Origin of the sequence: Algivirga pacifica (assembly GCF_039543525.1) — a bacterium.
GTDB lineage: Bacteria > Bacteroidota > Bacteroidia > Cytophagales > Flammeovirgaceae > Algivirga > Algivirga pacifica.
This window is the reverse complement of the sequence record NZ_BAABJX010000057.1, coordinates 21036-37471: the sequence shown is the minus strand read 5'-3', so window position 1 is coordinate 37471 and position 16436 is coordinate 21036. Positions and strand designations below refer to the sequence as shown.

12 protein-coding genes and 8 tRNA genes are annotated in these 16436 nt (G+C 40.2%); 18 read left to right on the top strand and 2 right to left on the bottom strand.

The window, feature by feature from the left end:
- Nucleotides 1-205: 205 nt before the first annotated feature.
- Both rpoC and manA read left to right on the top strand, forming a co-directional pair.
- Nucleotides 206-4519, top strand: a complete 4314-nt coding sequence (gene rpoC, locus ABD985_RS18230; protein WP_345374258.1) for a DNA-directed RNA polymerase subunit beta' — start codon at nt 206-208, stop codon at nt 4517-4519.
- A 132-nt stretch (nt 4520-4651) separates the two neighbouring features.
- Nucleotides 4652-5854 carry a mannose-6-phosphate isomerase, class I gene (gene manA / locus ABD985_RS18225; protein WP_345374256.1) on the top strand — a complete coding sequence of 401 codons (1203 nt, stop codon included), beginning with the start codon at nt 4652-4654 and terminating at the stop codon, nt 5852-5854.
- Nucleotides 5855-6026: 172 nt separating this feature from the next.
- On the opposite strand, the gene ABD985_RS18220 is transcribed toward manA, so the two are convergent.
- Nucleotides 6027-6704 (bottom strand): TVP38/TMEM64 family protein, encoded by a 678-nt coding sequence (locus ABD985_RS18220; protein WP_345374254.1) that lies wholly within the window; start codon nt 6702-6704, stop codon nt 6027-6029.
- 213 nt (nt 6705-6917) lie between these two features.
- On the opposite strand from ABD985_RS18220, the gene ABD985_RS18215 reads away from it, so the two are divergent.
- The 13 genes from ABD985_RS18215 to ABD985_RS18155 all read left to right on the top strand — a co-directional run bounded on the left by ABD985_RS18215 (nt 6918) and on the right by ABD985_RS18155 (nt 11033).
- Nucleotides 6918-6990 (top strand) — tRNA-Thr (locus ABD985_RS18215).
- 29 nt (nt 6991-7019) lie between these two features.
- Nucleotides 7020-7092 (top strand) — tRNA-Thr (locus ABD985_RS18210).
- 30 nt (nt 7093-7122) lie between these two features.
- Nucleotides 7123-7195: transfer RNA gene (locus ABD985_RS18205), tRNA-Thr, on the top strand.
- A gap of 29 nt (nt 7196-7224) precedes the next feature.
- Nucleotides 7225-7297: transfer RNA gene (locus tag ABD985_RS18200), tRNA-Thr, on the top strand.
- Between the two features lie 30 nt (nt 7298-7327).
- Nucleotides 7328-7403: transfer RNA gene (locus ABD985_RS18195), tRNA-Thr, on the top strand.
- A 26-nt stretch (nt 7404-7429) separates the two neighbouring features.
- Nucleotides 7430-7505: transfer RNA gene (locus ABD985_RS18190), tRNA-Thr, on the top strand.
- 26 nt (nt 7506-7531) lie between these two features.
- Nucleotides 7532-7604 (top strand) — tRNA-Thr (locus ABD985_RS18185).
- 30 nt (nt 7605-7634) lie between these two features.
- A tRNA-Thr gene (locus tag ABD985_RS18180) sits at nt 7635-7707 on the top strand.
- A gap of 198 nt (nt 7708-7905) precedes the next feature.
- Nucleotides 7906-8145, top strand: coding sequence for a 50S ribosomal protein L28 (gene rpmB / locus ABD985_RS18175; RefSeq protein WP_345374252.1), 240 nt, complete (start codon nt 7906-7908; stop codon nt 8143-8145).
- A gap of 53 nt (nt 8146-8198) precedes the next feature.
- Nucleotides 8199-8381 carry a 50S ribosomal protein L33 gene (rpmG, locus tag ABD985_RS18170; RefSeq protein WP_334246441.1) on the top strand — a complete coding sequence of 61 codons (183 nt, stop codon included), beginning with the start codon at nt 8199-8201 and terminating at the stop codon, nt 8379-8381.
- A 2-nt stretch (nt 8382-8383) separates the two neighbouring features.
- Nucleotides 8384-8536: a DUF4295 domain-containing protein gene (locus tag ABD985_RS18165; RefSeq protein ID WP_345374248.1), complete on the top strand. Its 153-nt coding sequence runs from the start codon at nt 8384-8386 to the stop codon at nt 8534-8536.
- A 219-nt stretch (nt 8537-8755) separates the two neighbouring features.
- On the top strand, nt 8756-9745 hold the full coding sequence (gene ftsY, locus ABD985_RS18160) for a signal recognition particle-docking protein FtsY (RefSeq protein WP_345374246.1): 990 nt from the start codon (nt 8756-8758) through the stop codon (nt 9743-9745).
- A 349-nt stretch (nt 9746-10094) separates the two neighbouring features.
- Nucleotides 10095-11033, top strand: a complete 939-nt coding sequence (locus ABD985_RS18155; protein WP_345374244.1) for an NAD(P)-dependent oxidoreductase — start codon at nt 10095-10097, stop codon at nt 11031-11033.
- A gap of 75 nt (nt 11034-11108) precedes the next feature.
- Here ABD985_RS18155 and ABD985_RS18150 read toward each other — a convergent pair whose 3' ends face one another.
- The gene (locus tag ABD985_RS18150; RefSeq protein WP_345374242.1) at nt 11109-11774 is read right to left on the bottom strand and encodes a ParA family protein; all 666 of its coding nucleotides are present in this window, start codon (nt 11772-11774) and stop codon (nt 11109-11111) included.
- Between the two features lie 425 nt (nt 11775-12199).
- Between ABD985_RS18150 and trmB the strand changes: the two genes are divergently transcribed.
- The 3 genes from trmB (at nt 12200) to ABD985_RS18135 (ending at nt 16388) form a co-directional block, all read left to right on the top strand.
- Complete coding sequence (trmB, locus tag ABD985_RS18145; RefSeq protein ID WP_345374240.1) at nt 12200-12922, top strand: tRNA (guanosine(46)-N7)-methyltransferase TrmB; 723 nt, start codon at nt 12200-12202, stop codon at nt 12920-12922.
- Between the two features lie 113 nt (nt 12923-13035).
- On the top strand, nt 13036-13659 hold the full coding sequence (locus tag ABD985_RS18140; RefSeq protein WP_345374238.1) for a WbqC family protein: 624 nt from the start codon (nt 13036-13038) through the stop codon (nt 13657-13659).
- Nucleotides 13660-13853: 194 nt separating this feature from the next.
- Complete coding sequence (locus ABD985_RS18135) at nt 13854-16388, top strand: ATP-dependent Clp protease ATP-binding subunit (RefSeq protein WP_345374236.1); 2535 nt, start codon at nt 13854-13856, stop codon at nt 16386-16388.
- Nucleotides 16389-16436: the final 48 nt, after the last annotated feature.

Here is a 16436-nt window from a genome sequence, read left to right as displayed (position 1 = left end):
TTAAAGACAAAGGAAATCGAGGAATAGTCAAACTTATCAGGAAAAAATTGACCTTTTTAGAGGGGTTGATGGTTTTGATAATCAAAAGGTTATCCTTTTTTCTTTCTTTTCATAAGGAAAAATCTTAAATAATAAAAGATAACTAATAGAAATAATGTATATTTATTAATATATTTGCGAGCTTAAGAAAACCGCAAACTGCAACATGGCATTCAGAAAAAACAAAAAAATCAACAACGACTTTACAACTGTTACGATTAGTCTTGCCTCACCGGAGTCTATCTTGGATAGTTCTCATGGAGAAGTGACGCAACCGGAAACGATCAACTACAGAACGTATAAACCTGAAATGGGTGGTCTGTTTTGTGAACGTATTTTCGGACCAGTAAAAGACTGGGAATGTCACTGTGGTAAGTACAAGCGTATCCGTTACAAAGGTATTATTTGTGACCGATGCGGCGTAGAAGTAACGGAGAAGAAAGTGCGTCGTGAACGCATGGGACACATTCAGTTGGTAGTCCCGGTAGCGCATATTTGGTATTTCAGATCTCTGCCAAACAAGATTGGTTATTTGTTGGGTCTTCCAACAAAGAAATTGGACCAAATCATCTATTATGAGCGCTACGTGGTTATTCAACCAGGATTGAAAGCGGAAGATGGTATTCAAAGAATGGACTTCCTAACAGAAGACGAGTATTTGGATATCCTAGATAAACTTCCAAGAGAAAATCAACAGCTGGACGATGATCATCCAGACAAGTTCATTGCAAAGATGGGAGCAGAAGCTCTTGAAATGCTATTGAGCAGACTGGAGTTGAACTCGCTTTCAGCAGATTTGAGAGATGCTGCCAACAACGATACATCTCAGCAGCGTAAGGCTGAAGCTTTGAAGCGTCTGAGAGTAGTGGAAGCATTTAGAGAAGCAAACCATAATATTGAAAACCGTCCAGAGTGGATGGTAATCCGTATGGTTCCTGTAATTCCACCGGAATTGCGTCCATTGGTGCCATTGGATGGTGGTCGTTTTGCAACGTCAGATTTGAATGACTTGTATAGACGTGTAATCATTAGAAATAATCGTCTAAAACGACTTATTGATATCAAAGCCCCTGAGGTGATCTTACGTAACGAAAAACGTATGCTTCAGGAAGCAGTGGATTCACTATTCGACAACTCTAGAAAAGTGAACGCTGTACGTTCAGATGGTAACAGACCATTGAAGTCACTTTCAGATATGCTGAAAGGTAAGCAAGGTCGTTTCCGTCAAAACCTATTGGGTAAGCGTGTGGATTATTCAGGCCGTTCTGTAATTGTAGTAGGACCAGAATTGAAGCTGCACGAGTGTGGTTTGCCAAAGAATATGGCAGCCGAGCTGTTCAAACCATTCATTATCCGTAAGTTGATTGAGCGTGGTATTGTAAAGACAGTGAAGTCTGCGAAGAAAATCGTAGATAGAAAAGATCCGGTAGTATGGGATATCCTGGAAAATGTATTGAAAGGGCACCCAGTACTTCTAAACCGTGCTCCTACACTTCACCGTTTGGGTATTCAGGCATTCCAGCCGAAACTAATCGAAGGTAAAGCGATTCAGTTGCACCCATTGGTATGTACGGCCTTCAACGCCGATTTCGATGGTGACCAGATGGCGGTTCACGTTCCATTGGGACATGAAGCAATCTTGGAAGCCTCAACGTTGATGCTATCTTCTCACAATATCTTGAACCCTGCAAACGGTAAGCCGGTAACGGTACCTTCTCAGGACATGGTATTGGGTCTATACTACATTACAAAAGGTAGAAGATCTACACCAGAAGAGAAAGTGAAAGGGGAAGGTATGCGTTTCTACTCTGCGGAAGAGGTAATTATCGCATTGAACGAAAAAGCCATCTCTCGTCACGCTTATATCTTCTTAAAGGTGAAGCTGAGAAACGATGAGACTGGTGAAATGTACGATGAGGTAATTGAAACGGTAGCAGGACGTGTGGTATTTAACCAGTACGTACCGGAGACTGTAGGTTATGTCAACGAACTATTGTCTAAGAAAGCACTTCAGAAAGTTATTGCCCGTGTCGTGAAGATTGCAGGTATGGCTCGATCAGCACACTTCTTGGATGATATCAAGAGTCTTGGTTTCCACATGGCTTATAGTGGTGGTCTTTCATTCGGTTTGGATGACGTTATTATCCCTGAAGAGAAAGTTAGCCTTGTAGAGAAAGCCAAGGAAGAGGTAGACGGTATCCGTGATAGCTTTATGATGGGTCTGATCACCGATAACGAACGTTATAACCAGGTGATTGACGTTTGGACTAAGGCGAACAACGCCTTGACTAACGAATTGATGCATCAGATGGAGACCGATAACCAAGGTTTCAACTCTATTTATATGATGATGCACTCAGGTGCACGTGGTTCTCGAGAGCAGATTCGTCAGCTAGGAGGTATGCGTGGTCTGATGGCGAAACCTCAGAAAAACACAGTAGTTTCTGGTGGTAACATTATCGAAAACCCTATCCTTTCCAACTTTAAGGAAGGTTTGGATGTATTGGAGTACTTTATCTCTACACACGGTGCTCGTAAGGGTCTTGCCGATACAGCCTTGAAAACAGCCGATGCGGGTTACTTGACTCGTCGTTTGGTGGATGTTGCCCAAGATGTTGTAGTAACAGAGCAAGACTGTGGTACGTTGAGAGGTCTGACAATGACAGCCTTGAGACAAAACGACGAAATCGTAGAATCTCTGGCAGACCGTATCGAAGGACGTTGTAGTTTGGACGATGTCTTCCATCCGGAAACAGGTGAGTTGATGGCTGCAGCAGGTGAGTTGATCTCGGAAGATCTGGCTGAGAAAATTGACAATGCTGGAGTTGAGGAAGTAGAGATTCGTTCAGTATTGACTTGTGAGACACAGCAAGGAATCTGTGCCAAGTGTTATGGTAAGAACATGGCAACTGGTAAAGATGTTGGTAAAGGTGAAGCCGTTGGGGTAATCGCAGCCCAGTCTATTGGTGAGCCTGGTACACAGTTGACACTTCGTACATTCCACGTTGGTGGTGTGGCTGGTGGAGCTGGTGTAGAATCTACTATCAATGCGAAAAAAGGTGGTAAGGTTCAGTTTACGGAGATGCGTAAAGCGCCAACAACAACAACCAATGCTGAGGGTGAAACAATCAATGTTGATATTGTAATGGCTCGTACTGCCGAGGTAAACATTTTGGATGCCGAAGGTAAGGTAGAGTATAACGTGAATATTCCTTATGGTGCTTACCTGAAGGTGAAAGATGGTGATATGGTGGAGAAAGGTGCAGAGATCTGTAGCTGGGACCCTTATAACGCCTTTATCCTTTCGCAGTATGACGGTACGGTAACCTTTGAGTCTATTGAGGAAGGGGTTACTTTCCGTACGGATACTGATGATATGACAGGTATGTCAGAGAAAGTAATCATCGATACCAGAGATAAGACGAAAAACCCTACCATTCTCGTGACTAACGCTGATGGTGACTCTGTAGCATCCAATATCCCTTCAGGCGCTCGTCTGACAGTAGAGGATGGACAAACAGTGAAGTCGGGTGATATTCTAGTGAAGATCCCTCGTGCTGTAGGTCGTGCAAGAGATATCACGGGTGGTTTGCCAAGGGTAACCGAGTTGTTTGAGGCTCGTAACCCATCAAGCCCAGCAGTAGTATCTGAGATTGACGGTTTCGTAACTTACGGAGATGTGAAGCGTGGTAGCCGTGAGCTATACGTGGAGTCTAAAGATGGTGTGAAAGTAAGATACATGGTGAACTTGTCGAAGCACATCCTTGTTCAGGAGAACGACTTTGTGAAGGCAGGAATGCAACTTTCAGATGGAGCCATTACTCCTGCAGATATCTTGAAGATTAAAGGCCCTACAGCTGTTCAGGAATATCTGACGAACGAGATTCAGGACGTTTACCGTCTACAGGGTGTGAAGATTAACGATAAGCACATTGAGGTGATTGTTCGCCAGATGATGCAGAAGGTAGTAATTATCGATAACGGTGATACGTTATTCCTGCCAAACCAAGTAGTGGACAAGTGGTCATTCCGTGAGGAAAATGATAAGATCTTGAACATGAAAGTGGTAACGGATGCAGGAGAGTCTACTCGTTTCAAGGCAGGTCAGTTGTTGACTGCTAAGGAATTGAGAGATGAGAACTCTACGCTTCGTCGTCGTGATCATAAACTAGTGAAGGTAAGGGATGCTCAACCGGCAATTTCTAGACCAACCCTACAAGGTATCACTCAGGCATCCTTGGATACGAAGTCCTTTATCTCAGCAGCTTCCTTCCAGGAAACTACTAAGGTATTGAGTGAGGCTTCTATCAGAGGTAAGAGGGACCAATTGATGGGATTGAAGGAGAATGTAATTGTAGGACACTTGATCCCTGCAGGTACAGGTCTTCGTGAATATCAATCTATCAAGGTTGGATCGAAGGAAGAGTACGAAGGTTTAGTAGCATCTAGAGAAGCTAAAGTAAAAAGCTACGATAGATAGTAATTGTAGCCTTGCGGTTTAAAATAATAAAGGTCTTCTGGTAGTAATATCAGAAGGCCTTTTTATTTTTAGACTAATATTGTGACGATTTTATTGAAGAATAGATAAACCAATTAAAACATACTTTTTACCATGAGAACTATTGAGAAACTACAAGGCGTAGTACAGCACTACGCCTGGGGAGGGACGCATTATATCCCTGACTTACTAGGTATAGAGATGGAGGTTGGGACTCCTTATGCAGAGTATTGGATGGGAGCACACCCCAAAGCACCTTCCCTAATAGGAGAGGAGAATAAGAGATTGGATCAATTGATACAAAGTGAACCTAATAACGCATTAGGAAAAGAGATTACGAGTAAGTTTGGTCGATTACCTTACTTATTCAAGGTGTTGGATGTGAAAGATATGTTGTCTATCCAAGTACATCCAACAAAAGAGGAAGCTGAGAAAGGGTTTAAGAGGGAAAATGAAATGGGAATTGAGCTGACAGCTCCCAACCGAAATTATAAAGATGATAATCATAAACCTGAAGTTATGGTTGCTTTGGGGGAGTTTTGGTTATTACATGGCTTTTTACCTGAGCCACAATTGAGAGAGAGATTGGAAGAAGAAGCGGTTCTAAACCCTTTATTACCACTATTTGAAGAAGAGGGGTATAAAGGCGTTTACCAAAAAGTAATGGAGCTCTCTCAAAAGGAGGTGAATGAATGGCTTAAGCCACTAGTGGAGCGAATAGTGCCACCATATAGAAAAGGAGAACTTTCAAAGTATAGTCCAGACTATTGGGCGGCAAAGGCAGTAGAAACAATGTGTGATGGAGAGAATTATGATAGGGGTATTTTTTCTATTTACTTGTTTAATATAATGAAAGTAGAAGAGGGAGAGGCAGTATTTCAGGATGCTGGTATTCCTCATGCTTACTTAGAAGGCCAAAATATGGAATTAATGGCCAACTCTGATAATGTCCTTAGAGGAGGATTAACACCCAAGCACGTCGATGTTTCGGAGTTGCTGAAGCATGTGACTTTTAAAGGAATTACTCCCAATGTGATGAAAGGGAATGTTTTGGAAGGGAATAGTGAAAAAGTGTATCCTTGCCCTGTTCCTGATTTTCAGTTAAGCAGGGTAGATAGTCAAGAGGAGAGAAGTTACAGTACAACTTCTGGAACTATGGAGATTCTTTTTGTACATCAAGGAAACATTACCGCAAAGGCAGAGGATAATGAGCTTGAGCTAAAGGCTGGAGAAGCTTTTGTTGTGAAAGCAGGAGTAAGTTATACTGTGACGGGAGAAGGTGTGCTGTATAAAGCAACAGCCCCTGTGCAGGCATAAAAAGGCTAGTTTCAGTTCAAGAAATTATTTTTTTATTCAAGTCATAGAATGTAGACCCTCGTCTCAGGCGAGGGTTCACTCAAGAATAGCCTTTCATATGGTCATGGGGTTTATTTTATTTTTTATGAATGTCAGGTTTTGTTTATAAATCACATAATGGATGAGCAGACACTTACTGAACTTTTGGTTTTTTGAGGATATAAAGTACACCGCCAATAGTCAATAATGCTAAGGCTGCCATTACCCAGACCATTGCATTATTATTACCTCCTTCTAAAGCATCCTTAAGGTTATAGGCTGTATAGCCAGCCCATATACTTAGCAAGGTACGGGGGAGCATGCCAAGAAAGCTTCCTACTATAAAAGGCTTCTTCCTTACACCAGCTAAGGATAATAATATATTACTTACTGCAAAGGGGAGTACGGGAGATAGCTTCGTTAGTAAGGTCATTTTAAACTCATTCCCTTGAATATTTTCTAGAATAACCTCTCCTTTTTTGAACTCTCGTATACTTTTACCGAATCTCCCTTGATCAATTTTTTTAGCAAAGGAATAGCACAAGAGGGAAGCCCCTAAGTAACCTAGAATAACGCCAGGGATAGCGTGCCAGCCCAATAGGTAACCACTACTTACTGCAATAAAAGTTGTAGGTGTCAGGGCAAAGCCCATAGTAAAGGCAGAAGCAATAAATATTCCTATCCAGTAGATAGGGGTAAGTTCCATCAATACTTCTTCATAATGGTAGATGTGAAAAGCAATTGTGGTACTCATTACCAAAGGAATAATGGTAAAGAAAATACTGAGTGAAAAAGAAGAACTATTTTTCTTGATGAGAGAGGAAAAAGCCATAGAGTGAATTAAAATATTACTATCCAGATATTTAGCATGCAAATATAGTTATTTTATTTCTTGCACATTGTTTTGTGGGTAAAATAAGCTGTCAATTAATAGACTTATTTTAAGGAGATATGTGAAAAAAAATAGAGTATAGGATTGACATATTCAAAAAAAGTGATACATTTGCATCGCTTTTGAGGTAAATACCTCACGGGTAAAAAGTAAGCCCCCATAGCTCAGCTGGTAGAGCAACTGATTTGTAATCAGTAGGTCGCTGGTTCGACTCCGGCTGGGGGCTCACATTAATGACATAGCAAGCTTGTAAAAGCCCCCATAGCTCAGCTGGTAGAGCAACTGATTTGTAATCAGTAGGTCGCTGGTTCGACTCCGGCTGGGGGCTCACATTAATGATATAACAAGCTTGTTAAAAGCCCCCATAGCTCAGCTGGTAGAGCAACTGATTTGTAATCAGTAGGTCGCTGGTTCGACTCCGGCTGGGGGCTCACATTAATGACATAGCAAGCTTGTAAAAGCCCCCATAGCTCAGCTGGTAGAGCAACTGATTTGTAATCAGTAGGTCGCTGGTTCGACTCCGGCTGGGGGCTCACATTAATGACATAACAAGCTTGTTAAAAGCCCCCATAGCTCAGCTGGTAGAGCAACTGATTTGTAATCAGTAGGTCGCTGGTTCGACTCCGGCTGGGGGCTCCATTAATGAAATAACAAGCTTGTAAAAGGCCCCCATAGCTCAGCTGGTAGAGCAACTGATTTGTAATCAGTAGGTCGCTGGTTCGACTCCGGCTGGGGGCTCCATTAATGACATAGCAAGCTTGTAAAAGGCCCCCATAGCTCAGCTGGTAGAGCAACTGATTTGTAATCAGTAGGTCGCTGGTTCGACTCCGGCTGGGGGCTCTATTAATAAAATAGGCAAGCTAATAAAAAGCCTCCATAGCTCAGCTGGTAGAGCAACTGATTTGTAATCAGTAGGTCGCTGGTTCGACTCCGGCTGGGGGCTCAAAAAAGCCTTTTAAGACAAACTTTTGTTTTAAGAGGTTTTTCTTTATTAGATTGTCGTTGGTCAGAGGCTGTAGATACCAACATGAGGCTTCCACTCAGGGAAGAGCATGAAGAAGTATGAGATGCGATACTTTTTCTTTGATCTTTCCCTTAATTTTCAGATATTTGCAGACCTCAAACTAAAAAATGTAACAAGATGTCTAAAGTTTGCGATATAACAGGGAAAAGAGTTAGAGTAGGTAATAACGTATCTCACGCTAACAATAAAACAAAGAGAAAATTCTCTCCTAACTTGCACAAGAAAAGATTCTATATTCCTGAAGAGGATAAGTGGATCACTTTGAAAGTTTCTACTACTGCGTTGAGAACTATCAACAAAAAAGGTATTTCTGCAGTATTGAAAGAAGCTAGAGAAGCAGGTAATGTTCTTGTTTAATTAGCTGAGCATTCAAGAAATAGTTTTTAATACAAAAAACTTAATTAAGCGTTATGGCAAAGAAAGGAAACAGAGTACAAGTGATTCTTGAATGTACTGAGCATAAGGCTTCTGGCATGCCAGGAACTTCAAGATACATCACTACGAAAAACAGAAAGAATACACCAGACAGAATGGAGTTGAAGAAATTTAACCCTATTCTAAAGAAATATACTGTTCACAGAGAAATTAAGTAATCATGGCTAAGAAAGTAGTAGCAACTCTAAAAAAAGCAGGTGGTGTTAAGTTCGCGAAAGTGATCAAACCTGTGAAATCAGCAAAGTCAGGAAGTTATACTTTCAAGGAAGAGATTATGCCTGAGGATCAGGTGAAAGATTTCTTGGCGAAGTAATTTCGGCTAAGCTTTGAGAGTCTTTATAGACTTTAAAAATATATCAGAGGTGATCCTCTAAGAAAAAACCCTGCATACGTAGGGTTTTTCTTTTATTAAAACTTTGATTTTTACTATTTTTATCCAAGGCGCTTTCACCGTCATCTTGGCTGAGTCATTTTTCCGCCTGGATTACTGTCGTGATGGCTCTATAATTATTGAGATTAAACCGTTGAACACATGGGTTTATTAGATAGACTTAAAAACAAGTTTTCAGGTGAGCCTTTATCTACAGAAGATAAAGATAACCTGGACAAGGGACTTGAGAAATCAAGAGGGAGCTTCTTTACGCAGTTGACCAAGGCTGTTGCCGGTAAGTCGAAGGTGGATGACGAGGTGTTGGATAATTTGGAGGAAATATTAGTCACAGCAGATGTTGGAGTAGATACAACACTCAAGATTATTGAGCGTATTGAGGAAAGGGTAGAGCGTGACAAATACCTGGATGCAGAGGAGTTGAATACAATTCTGCATGAAGAGATTGCAGGATTACTTTCTGAAAACCAGACAGAGGACGTTCATGGCTTTTCGGTTCCTGAAGATAAAAAGCCCTATGTGATTTTGGTGGTAGGAGTCAATGGAGTAGGTAAAACTACAACTATTGGAAAACTGGCAGCAAAGTATATCGCACAAGGTAAAAAAGTGGTATTGGGAGCAGGAGATACGTTCCGTGCGGCTGCTGTTGACCAATTGAAGATGTGGGGTGAGCGAGTGGGAGCAGACGTGATTTCCAGAGGAATGAATACAGATCCTTCAGCAGTGGCGTTTGATGCTGTCCAAAGAGGAGTAGAAACCAATGCTGATGTCGTTATTGTGGATACGGCTGGTCGTCTGCACAATAAAATCAACTTGATGAACGAGTTGACAAAGATTCGCAGAGTAATGACTAAGGTGACAGATGGAGTTCCTCATGAGGTATTGTTGGTGTTGGATGGTAGCACAGGACAAAATGCCGTGATACAGGCTCGTGAATTTACCAAAGCCACAGAGGTAACGGCTATTGCAGTCACTAAGTTGGATGGAACTGCAAAGGGAGGAGTAGTAATCGGCATCTCTGATGAGTTTAAGATTCCTGTAAAATATATCGGTGTAGGAGAAGGAGTAGATCATTTACAAGCCTTCAACAAAATGGAGTTTGTTGCTTCATTCTTCAATGCACCTAAAGCGTAATTGAACATTTTTGTTCATATTGTTTAGTAGAAACTCTGTTTAATTGAACTTCACTCGTTGATTCGAGTTGATAAATTGTATGAGTGGAGTACATATACGATAAATCAACAGTTCAACTCAATACGAAGTATTGAAATTCGAGACGCCATGTAATGGATTCAACTAAACATTATGAACGAACGAGCGAAGCTCAATTAAACTTCATCAACAAAAAAGCATGAGTCCTTAAATATGGGTTCATGCTTTTTTGTTTATAGGAAAATATGCGCAGGGTCAGCAGAGAGCTAGGGGAGTCTTTGTATATTGTAAGATCATAGAAAATTACAAGATATAATAACCAAGGAGTCACATGAGAAAAGTATTGATTATAGATCAAATGCACGATTCCATTATTCCTCGATTGGAGAGTATAGGAGTGCAACCCACATATATGCCTAATATTACTGCTGAAGAGGTACATCAACATATACCAGAATACGAGGGACTGATTCTTAGAAGTAAGATGAAGGTTAAGGTGGATTTATTGGATAAGGCACCTCACTTAAAGTTTGTCGCTCGTGCCGGAGCAGGAGTAGATGAGATTGATGAGGAATATTTAGAGCAGCGTAAGATTACCTTGATTAATGCTCCCGAGGGAAATATGGATGCTGTTGGAGAACATACGATAGGAATGCTACTGTCCTTATTGAATAAGTTGCATCAAGCAGATAAGGAGGTGAGAAACTATCAATGGAGAAGAGAAGAAAATAGAGGGTATGAGTTAGGTAACCTCACAGTAGGAATTGTAGGGTATGGCAATATGGGACAGGCCTTTGCCCAAAGGTTAACAGGCTTCGGTTGCAAGGTGATTGCTTATGATAATGGAAAGACAGGGTATGGTGATCAATATGCTGAAGAGGTAAACTTTAAGACCTTACAGCGGGATGCAGATGTATTAAGTTTTCACATTCCGTTGAATGAAGCGAATCGCTTTTTGGTAAGTCAGTCTTATTTGGATGGTTTTCATAAGCCGTTGTTTTTATTGAATCTGGGGAGGGGAGAGATTATGTCCTTAAAGACTGTACAGTGGGGCTTGCAGTCAGGAAAATTAAGAGGAGCCGGTTTGGATGTACTGGAAAATGAAAAGTTACATACATTAACCGAAGAGCAAAAAGAAGTATTTGACTGGATGATACAACAGGAAAATATATTGTTTACACCACATGTAGGGGGATGGACTTATGAGTCTTATGAGAGGATAAATGAGGTGCTAGTTCGTAAAATTAAGGCGTTGTTAGAGGAGATATAAGGGGGGCTTTGGTTTATCGCTTATCGTTTAAGATTTATATAATAAACGATAAGCGATAAGCAATAAACGGTAAAACTAAAGCACGCACTTCGTCAAAAACTCATCAAAATAACGGTTAAACTCGTCATCCTTTAGTTTAGGATCTGTGATATCGTATACGGTAGAAATACCCCTTTTATATCTTACCAAATTAGAAATAGGCGAATAGAAGAATTCCATATCTCCAATACCAGCCATTTCCTTTAAGCGCATATGCTCTACGGTTTGGTCTTTTTTGTTGACAATACCGTAAACCTTAAAGCTATACCCTTGCTCCTCTTTAAGTTTTTTGATGCGAGGTAATGTCTTTAGGAAGTTAACGGTAGCTTTAATATCGAGCACACTGGCTACGATAGGCACGACTACAATGTCAGAGACGAGAATACTGAAGTAAATTTCTTTTCCTTCAATACGGCCTGGGACATCTAAAAAGATTACATCATATTTTTTTTCAGCAAGCGCTAGCGTTTTGTCAAAGTTGACTTCTGGCTTTGGCTGTTTCCAATTAAAGGCAATGACATCGTAGGACTCCTCATTTCCTTTTTCATGATTGTAAATATCTTTTACGGATTTTTGAGGATCACAGTCAATGACCAACACTTTCTTGTCGGTGCGATTGTGTAATGCCGAGGCAGTAAGCATTAATAGCGTACTTTTACCTACGCCTCCTTTCTGAGTTGCAAATGAAATAACCTTAGCCATGATTCCTTATAATGAGGTCAGCTTACCATGGACAAAGCTGTACCGGTTTTGTTTAGCGTTATTCCCAAGTATTTTGCACTTGATGTATAGTTTGTGTCAGCTTCTAAACAGACAAAAAGAACTTGGGGTTGTGAAAAAATGATTCCTGAATACAATATAGGAATTTTGATAAAACTTATTGTGAAATTCAAATATACATAAGCAAAGACATTTTTTGTAATTTTGCAGACGCAATCGTCAATATTGCTTATTGATCAAGGATAAAGATATTGGTTAATGCTTCAAAGAGGTGTTTATTTACAGGGTGTTACCTGAAATAAGCCTATAAGGAAGATGGATTGTATTAAGAGAGGTAATCGTCTGATTTAATTTATAACATTTAAATAGGGGCTCATGGAGCTTCATTAATAAAAAGAGGAAAAGTAATGTCCAGAAAAAAGTTGAAGAAGTTTGCCGAGAACGAGGAGCGGTATAACGTAGTACAACCAGGAAAAGCATTTTATGAAAACTGCAAAGGAAACTGGAAGAAAGAGCACTTCAAGAACGACAACCCTATCGTGTTAGAATTGGCTTGTGGTAGAGGTGAATATACTACAGGGCTAGCAGCACACCACCCAGACAAAAACTTTATTGGTGTGGACTTGAAAGGGGATAGACTATGGTATGGGAGTAATGTAGCCGAAAAAGAAGGACTTACTAATGTAGCTTTCTTGAGATGTCATATCCAAAATCTGGAACAATACTTTGCCTCCAACGAAATAAGTGAAATTTGGATTGTACACCCAGATCCTCGTCCGAAGGATCGTGACGCCAAGAGAAGGCTAACACATCCTCGTTTCTTGAATATTTATAAAAATCTACTAGAAGAGGGAGGTTTGATGCGTTTTAAGACGGATAGCAAACCTTTGTTTGAGTATTCAGTAGAGACAGCCGTAAGAGAGCGTCTGTTTATTGAAGATTTAACTTTTGATTTGTATGAGTCAGATTTGTTGGAAGAGCATTTTGGAATTACGACGCGTTATGAGCGAAAGTTTACGGCAGAAGGACATATGATCCATTATATGCGTTTCCGTTTTGACAAGCCTTTGACAGAAGAGGAAGAAAAGGAAAAAGTATATGGAGAGCAAGTAGATGGAGGCCACTTGTAAAAGATAATAAAAACCTTAGAACAAGAAGGATGAAGGAAGAAAGAGTGATTTCTTAAACCTTCATCCTTCTTCTGTAAAGAATTAATAACAAACAGGCTCAAAAGATATTACGTATGAAAGTTATTCTGGATTTACATTATATGCCCTCTATAGAATACTTTATTATTTTAGCTCATGCTGATGAGGTTTGGATAGAGGCACACGAACATTTTCAGAAACAAAGTTACCGCAATCGATGTTTTATTTTGGCTTCGAATCAAGTAGAACGACTAACAGTACCTGTAAAATATGCCAATAAGGGCTTGCCTATACAGGTAATGGAACTGGATCAGAAAGTTAATTGGGCTAAGAAACATTGGCGAGCGATAGAGTCTGCTTATCGAAGGGCGCCTTTTTTTGAGTTTTATGACCGTCAGATTCAACAGGTACTTCTAAAAGGGCATACCTCTCTTTTTGAATTAAATAAGGAAATTCTAGGACTTCTTTGTCAACTCTTGGGAGTGAAATGCCGTATACATTATACGGAGGGTTATGAAAACAATTATGCTGAGAACTTTGTTGATTTAAGAACTAAGGTAGATGCAAAAGGAGAACACCATATCACAAATTTACAACCTTATATTCAAGTGTTTGGAGAACAGTTTCTTCCTAACTTAAGTATCTTGGATCTCCTATTTTGTGAGGGGCCGGCTAGTAAGGGAATATTGGAAAAACAGTATACTTCTTTACTTCCTTAATAAGGCTATTATAGGAGAATATTTCGTCCTTTTGTTAATCTCAATGTGTGTTTTAATGTAGACTATGAAAAAATTATACAATAAATAACATTTAGGGTATATCATTTTGTTAAATCAAAATGTATTGCTTTATTTCATAACCTACGTTTAGTATAAGGAAATCAAATTAAATATACATATATAAACCCACGGCCATGGAAGCTAAATTTTCAAATAGGGTTAAGGAAGTAATTTCACTGAGTAGAGAGGAGGCCTTGCGCTTGGGACATGATTATATCGGAACGGAGCACTTGCTTTTGGGTATGATCAGAGAAGGAGAAGGTATTGCCATTTCTTTACTTAAAAAGTTAGGCGTGGATTTAGGAAATCTTCGTCAGGCCATTGAGCAGGCTACTAGAGGCACTGCCAGTCATAATGTGAAAAACTTAGCAAATATCCCATTAACAAGACAATCAGAGAAAACATTAAAGATCACTTACCTGGAGGCTAAGATATTTAAAGCTAGCCTTATCGGTACAGAACACCTATTACTTTCAATCCTTAGGGATGACGATAACTTAGCGACTCAAATTCTACACAAATTTGATGTAAATTATGATGTGGTAAAAGAATTGTTGGAGTATCACGCAGATAATCCAATGAGCTCTTCTAGTACGGATGACGATGAGCCAGGAAAAGGTGGATTTGGTTCAGGAAGTGGAGCATCTAGAGGAGAGGCTTCTTCTGCCCGAGGTAACGAAAAGTCCAAAACACCTGTGTTGGATAACTTTGGTAGAGACCTTACCAAATATGCAGAGGACGGAAAGTTAGACCCTATCGTGGGTAGAGAGAATGAAATTGAAAGAGTAGCACAAATCTTGAGCCGCCGTAAAAAGAATAACCCTATCTTGATTGGTGAACCAGGGGTAGGTAAAACGGCAATTGCTGAGGGTTTGGCACTTCGTATCGTACAAAAGAAAGTATCCAGAGTACTGTTCAATAAACGAGTAGTAACGTTGGATTTAGCTTCTTTGGTAGCAGGTACTAAATATAGAGGACAGTTTGAGGAGCGAATGAAAGCCGTTATGAACGAGCTGGAAAAAGCACCGGAGGTTATTCTGTTCATTGATGAGATCCATACGATTGTGGGAGCTGGAGGTGCTTCTGGATCTTTGGATGCTTCCAATATGTTTAAACCAGCGCTTGCCAGAGGCGATATACAATGTATTGGTGCAACAACATTAGATGAATATAGACAGTATATAGAGAAAGATGGAGCTCTGGCTCGACGCTTCCAAATGGTAATGGTAGATGCCACTACTCCTGAGGAAACGATGGAGATCTTGGAGAACATCAAGAGCAAGTACGAGGAGCATCATCACGTGAAGTTTGATGACGAAGCTTTAGATGCTTGTGTGAAATTGTCAGATAGATATATCAGTGATCGTTTCTTGCCAGATAAAGCCATTGATGTACTGGATGAGGCAGGAGCGAGGGTACATATTAATAATATTCATGTACCAGATGATATTGTGAAACTGGAAGAGCAGATAGAGAATATTAAACTGGAGAAAAACAAGGTTGTTAAGAGCCAGAAATATGAAGAGGCTGCTCGTCTAAGAGATACAGAAAAGAAACTTTTAGACCAGTTGGACGAAGCTAAGGTTCGTTGGGAAAAAGAAAGCAATGAAAAGGTTTATCCTGTTAATGAAGAGGATGTAGCTGCAGTAATTGCAATGATGACAGGGATTCCAGTGAATAGGGTTGCTCAGAATGAGGGTGAAAAACTATTGACAATGGGTACAGAGTTGATGGGTAAAGTTATTGGTCAAGATGAAGCGATCAAGAAATTGACCAAAGCGATTCAACGTACTCGTGTAGGTTTGAAAGACCCTAAGAAGCCAATTGGTTCGTTTATCTTCCTTGGACCAACAGGGGTAGGTAAGACAGAGTTGGCAAAAGTGTTGGCGACATATCTGTTTGATAAAGAAGATTCCTTGGTGCGAATAGATATGAGTGAGTATATGGAAAAATTCTCCGTATCTCGATTGGTAGGAGCGCCTCCGGGATATGTAGGGTATGAAGAAGGTGGACAGCTAACCGAAAAAATCAGACGTAAGCCATATAGTGTGGTCTTATTGGATGAGATTGAGAAAGCACACCCAGATGTGTTCAACCTACTATTACAAGTGTTGGATGATGGTATCCTAACGGACGGTCTGGGTCGAAGAGTAGATTTCAGAAACACCATCATTATTATGACTTCTAATATTGGGGTGAGAGATCTAAAAGATTTTGGTTCTGGAATAGGCTTTAGCACACAAGCAAAAGTAGCGGGACAAGATGAAGCAATGAAGAGTACGATTCAGGGAGCCCTGAAAAAAGCGTTCTCTCCAGAGTTTTTGAACCGTTTGGATGATGTGATTGTCTTCAATTCTCTAGAAAGAGAGCATTTACATAAGATCATCGAAATCTCCTTGATGAAGTTGTTTAGCAGATTGAAAGGACTTGGTTATGACATCGAGTTGACTACTGCAGCAAAAGACTTCTTAGCAGAAAAAGGGTACGATCCACAGTATGGTGCAAGACCACTGAATAGAGCTATTCAGAAATACTTGGAAGATCCAATTGCAGAAGAGTTGTTGAAAGGAGAAATCAGTGAAGGTGATGTGATCCTGGCAGACTATAAAGGAGAAGGAGAGGAAGTATCTATCTCTATCAAGTCTAAAAAGCCTGAGAAAGCAGAATAAATTAGAATATAGTAATGCTATAAATATAAGGGAAGCCATCCGGCTTCC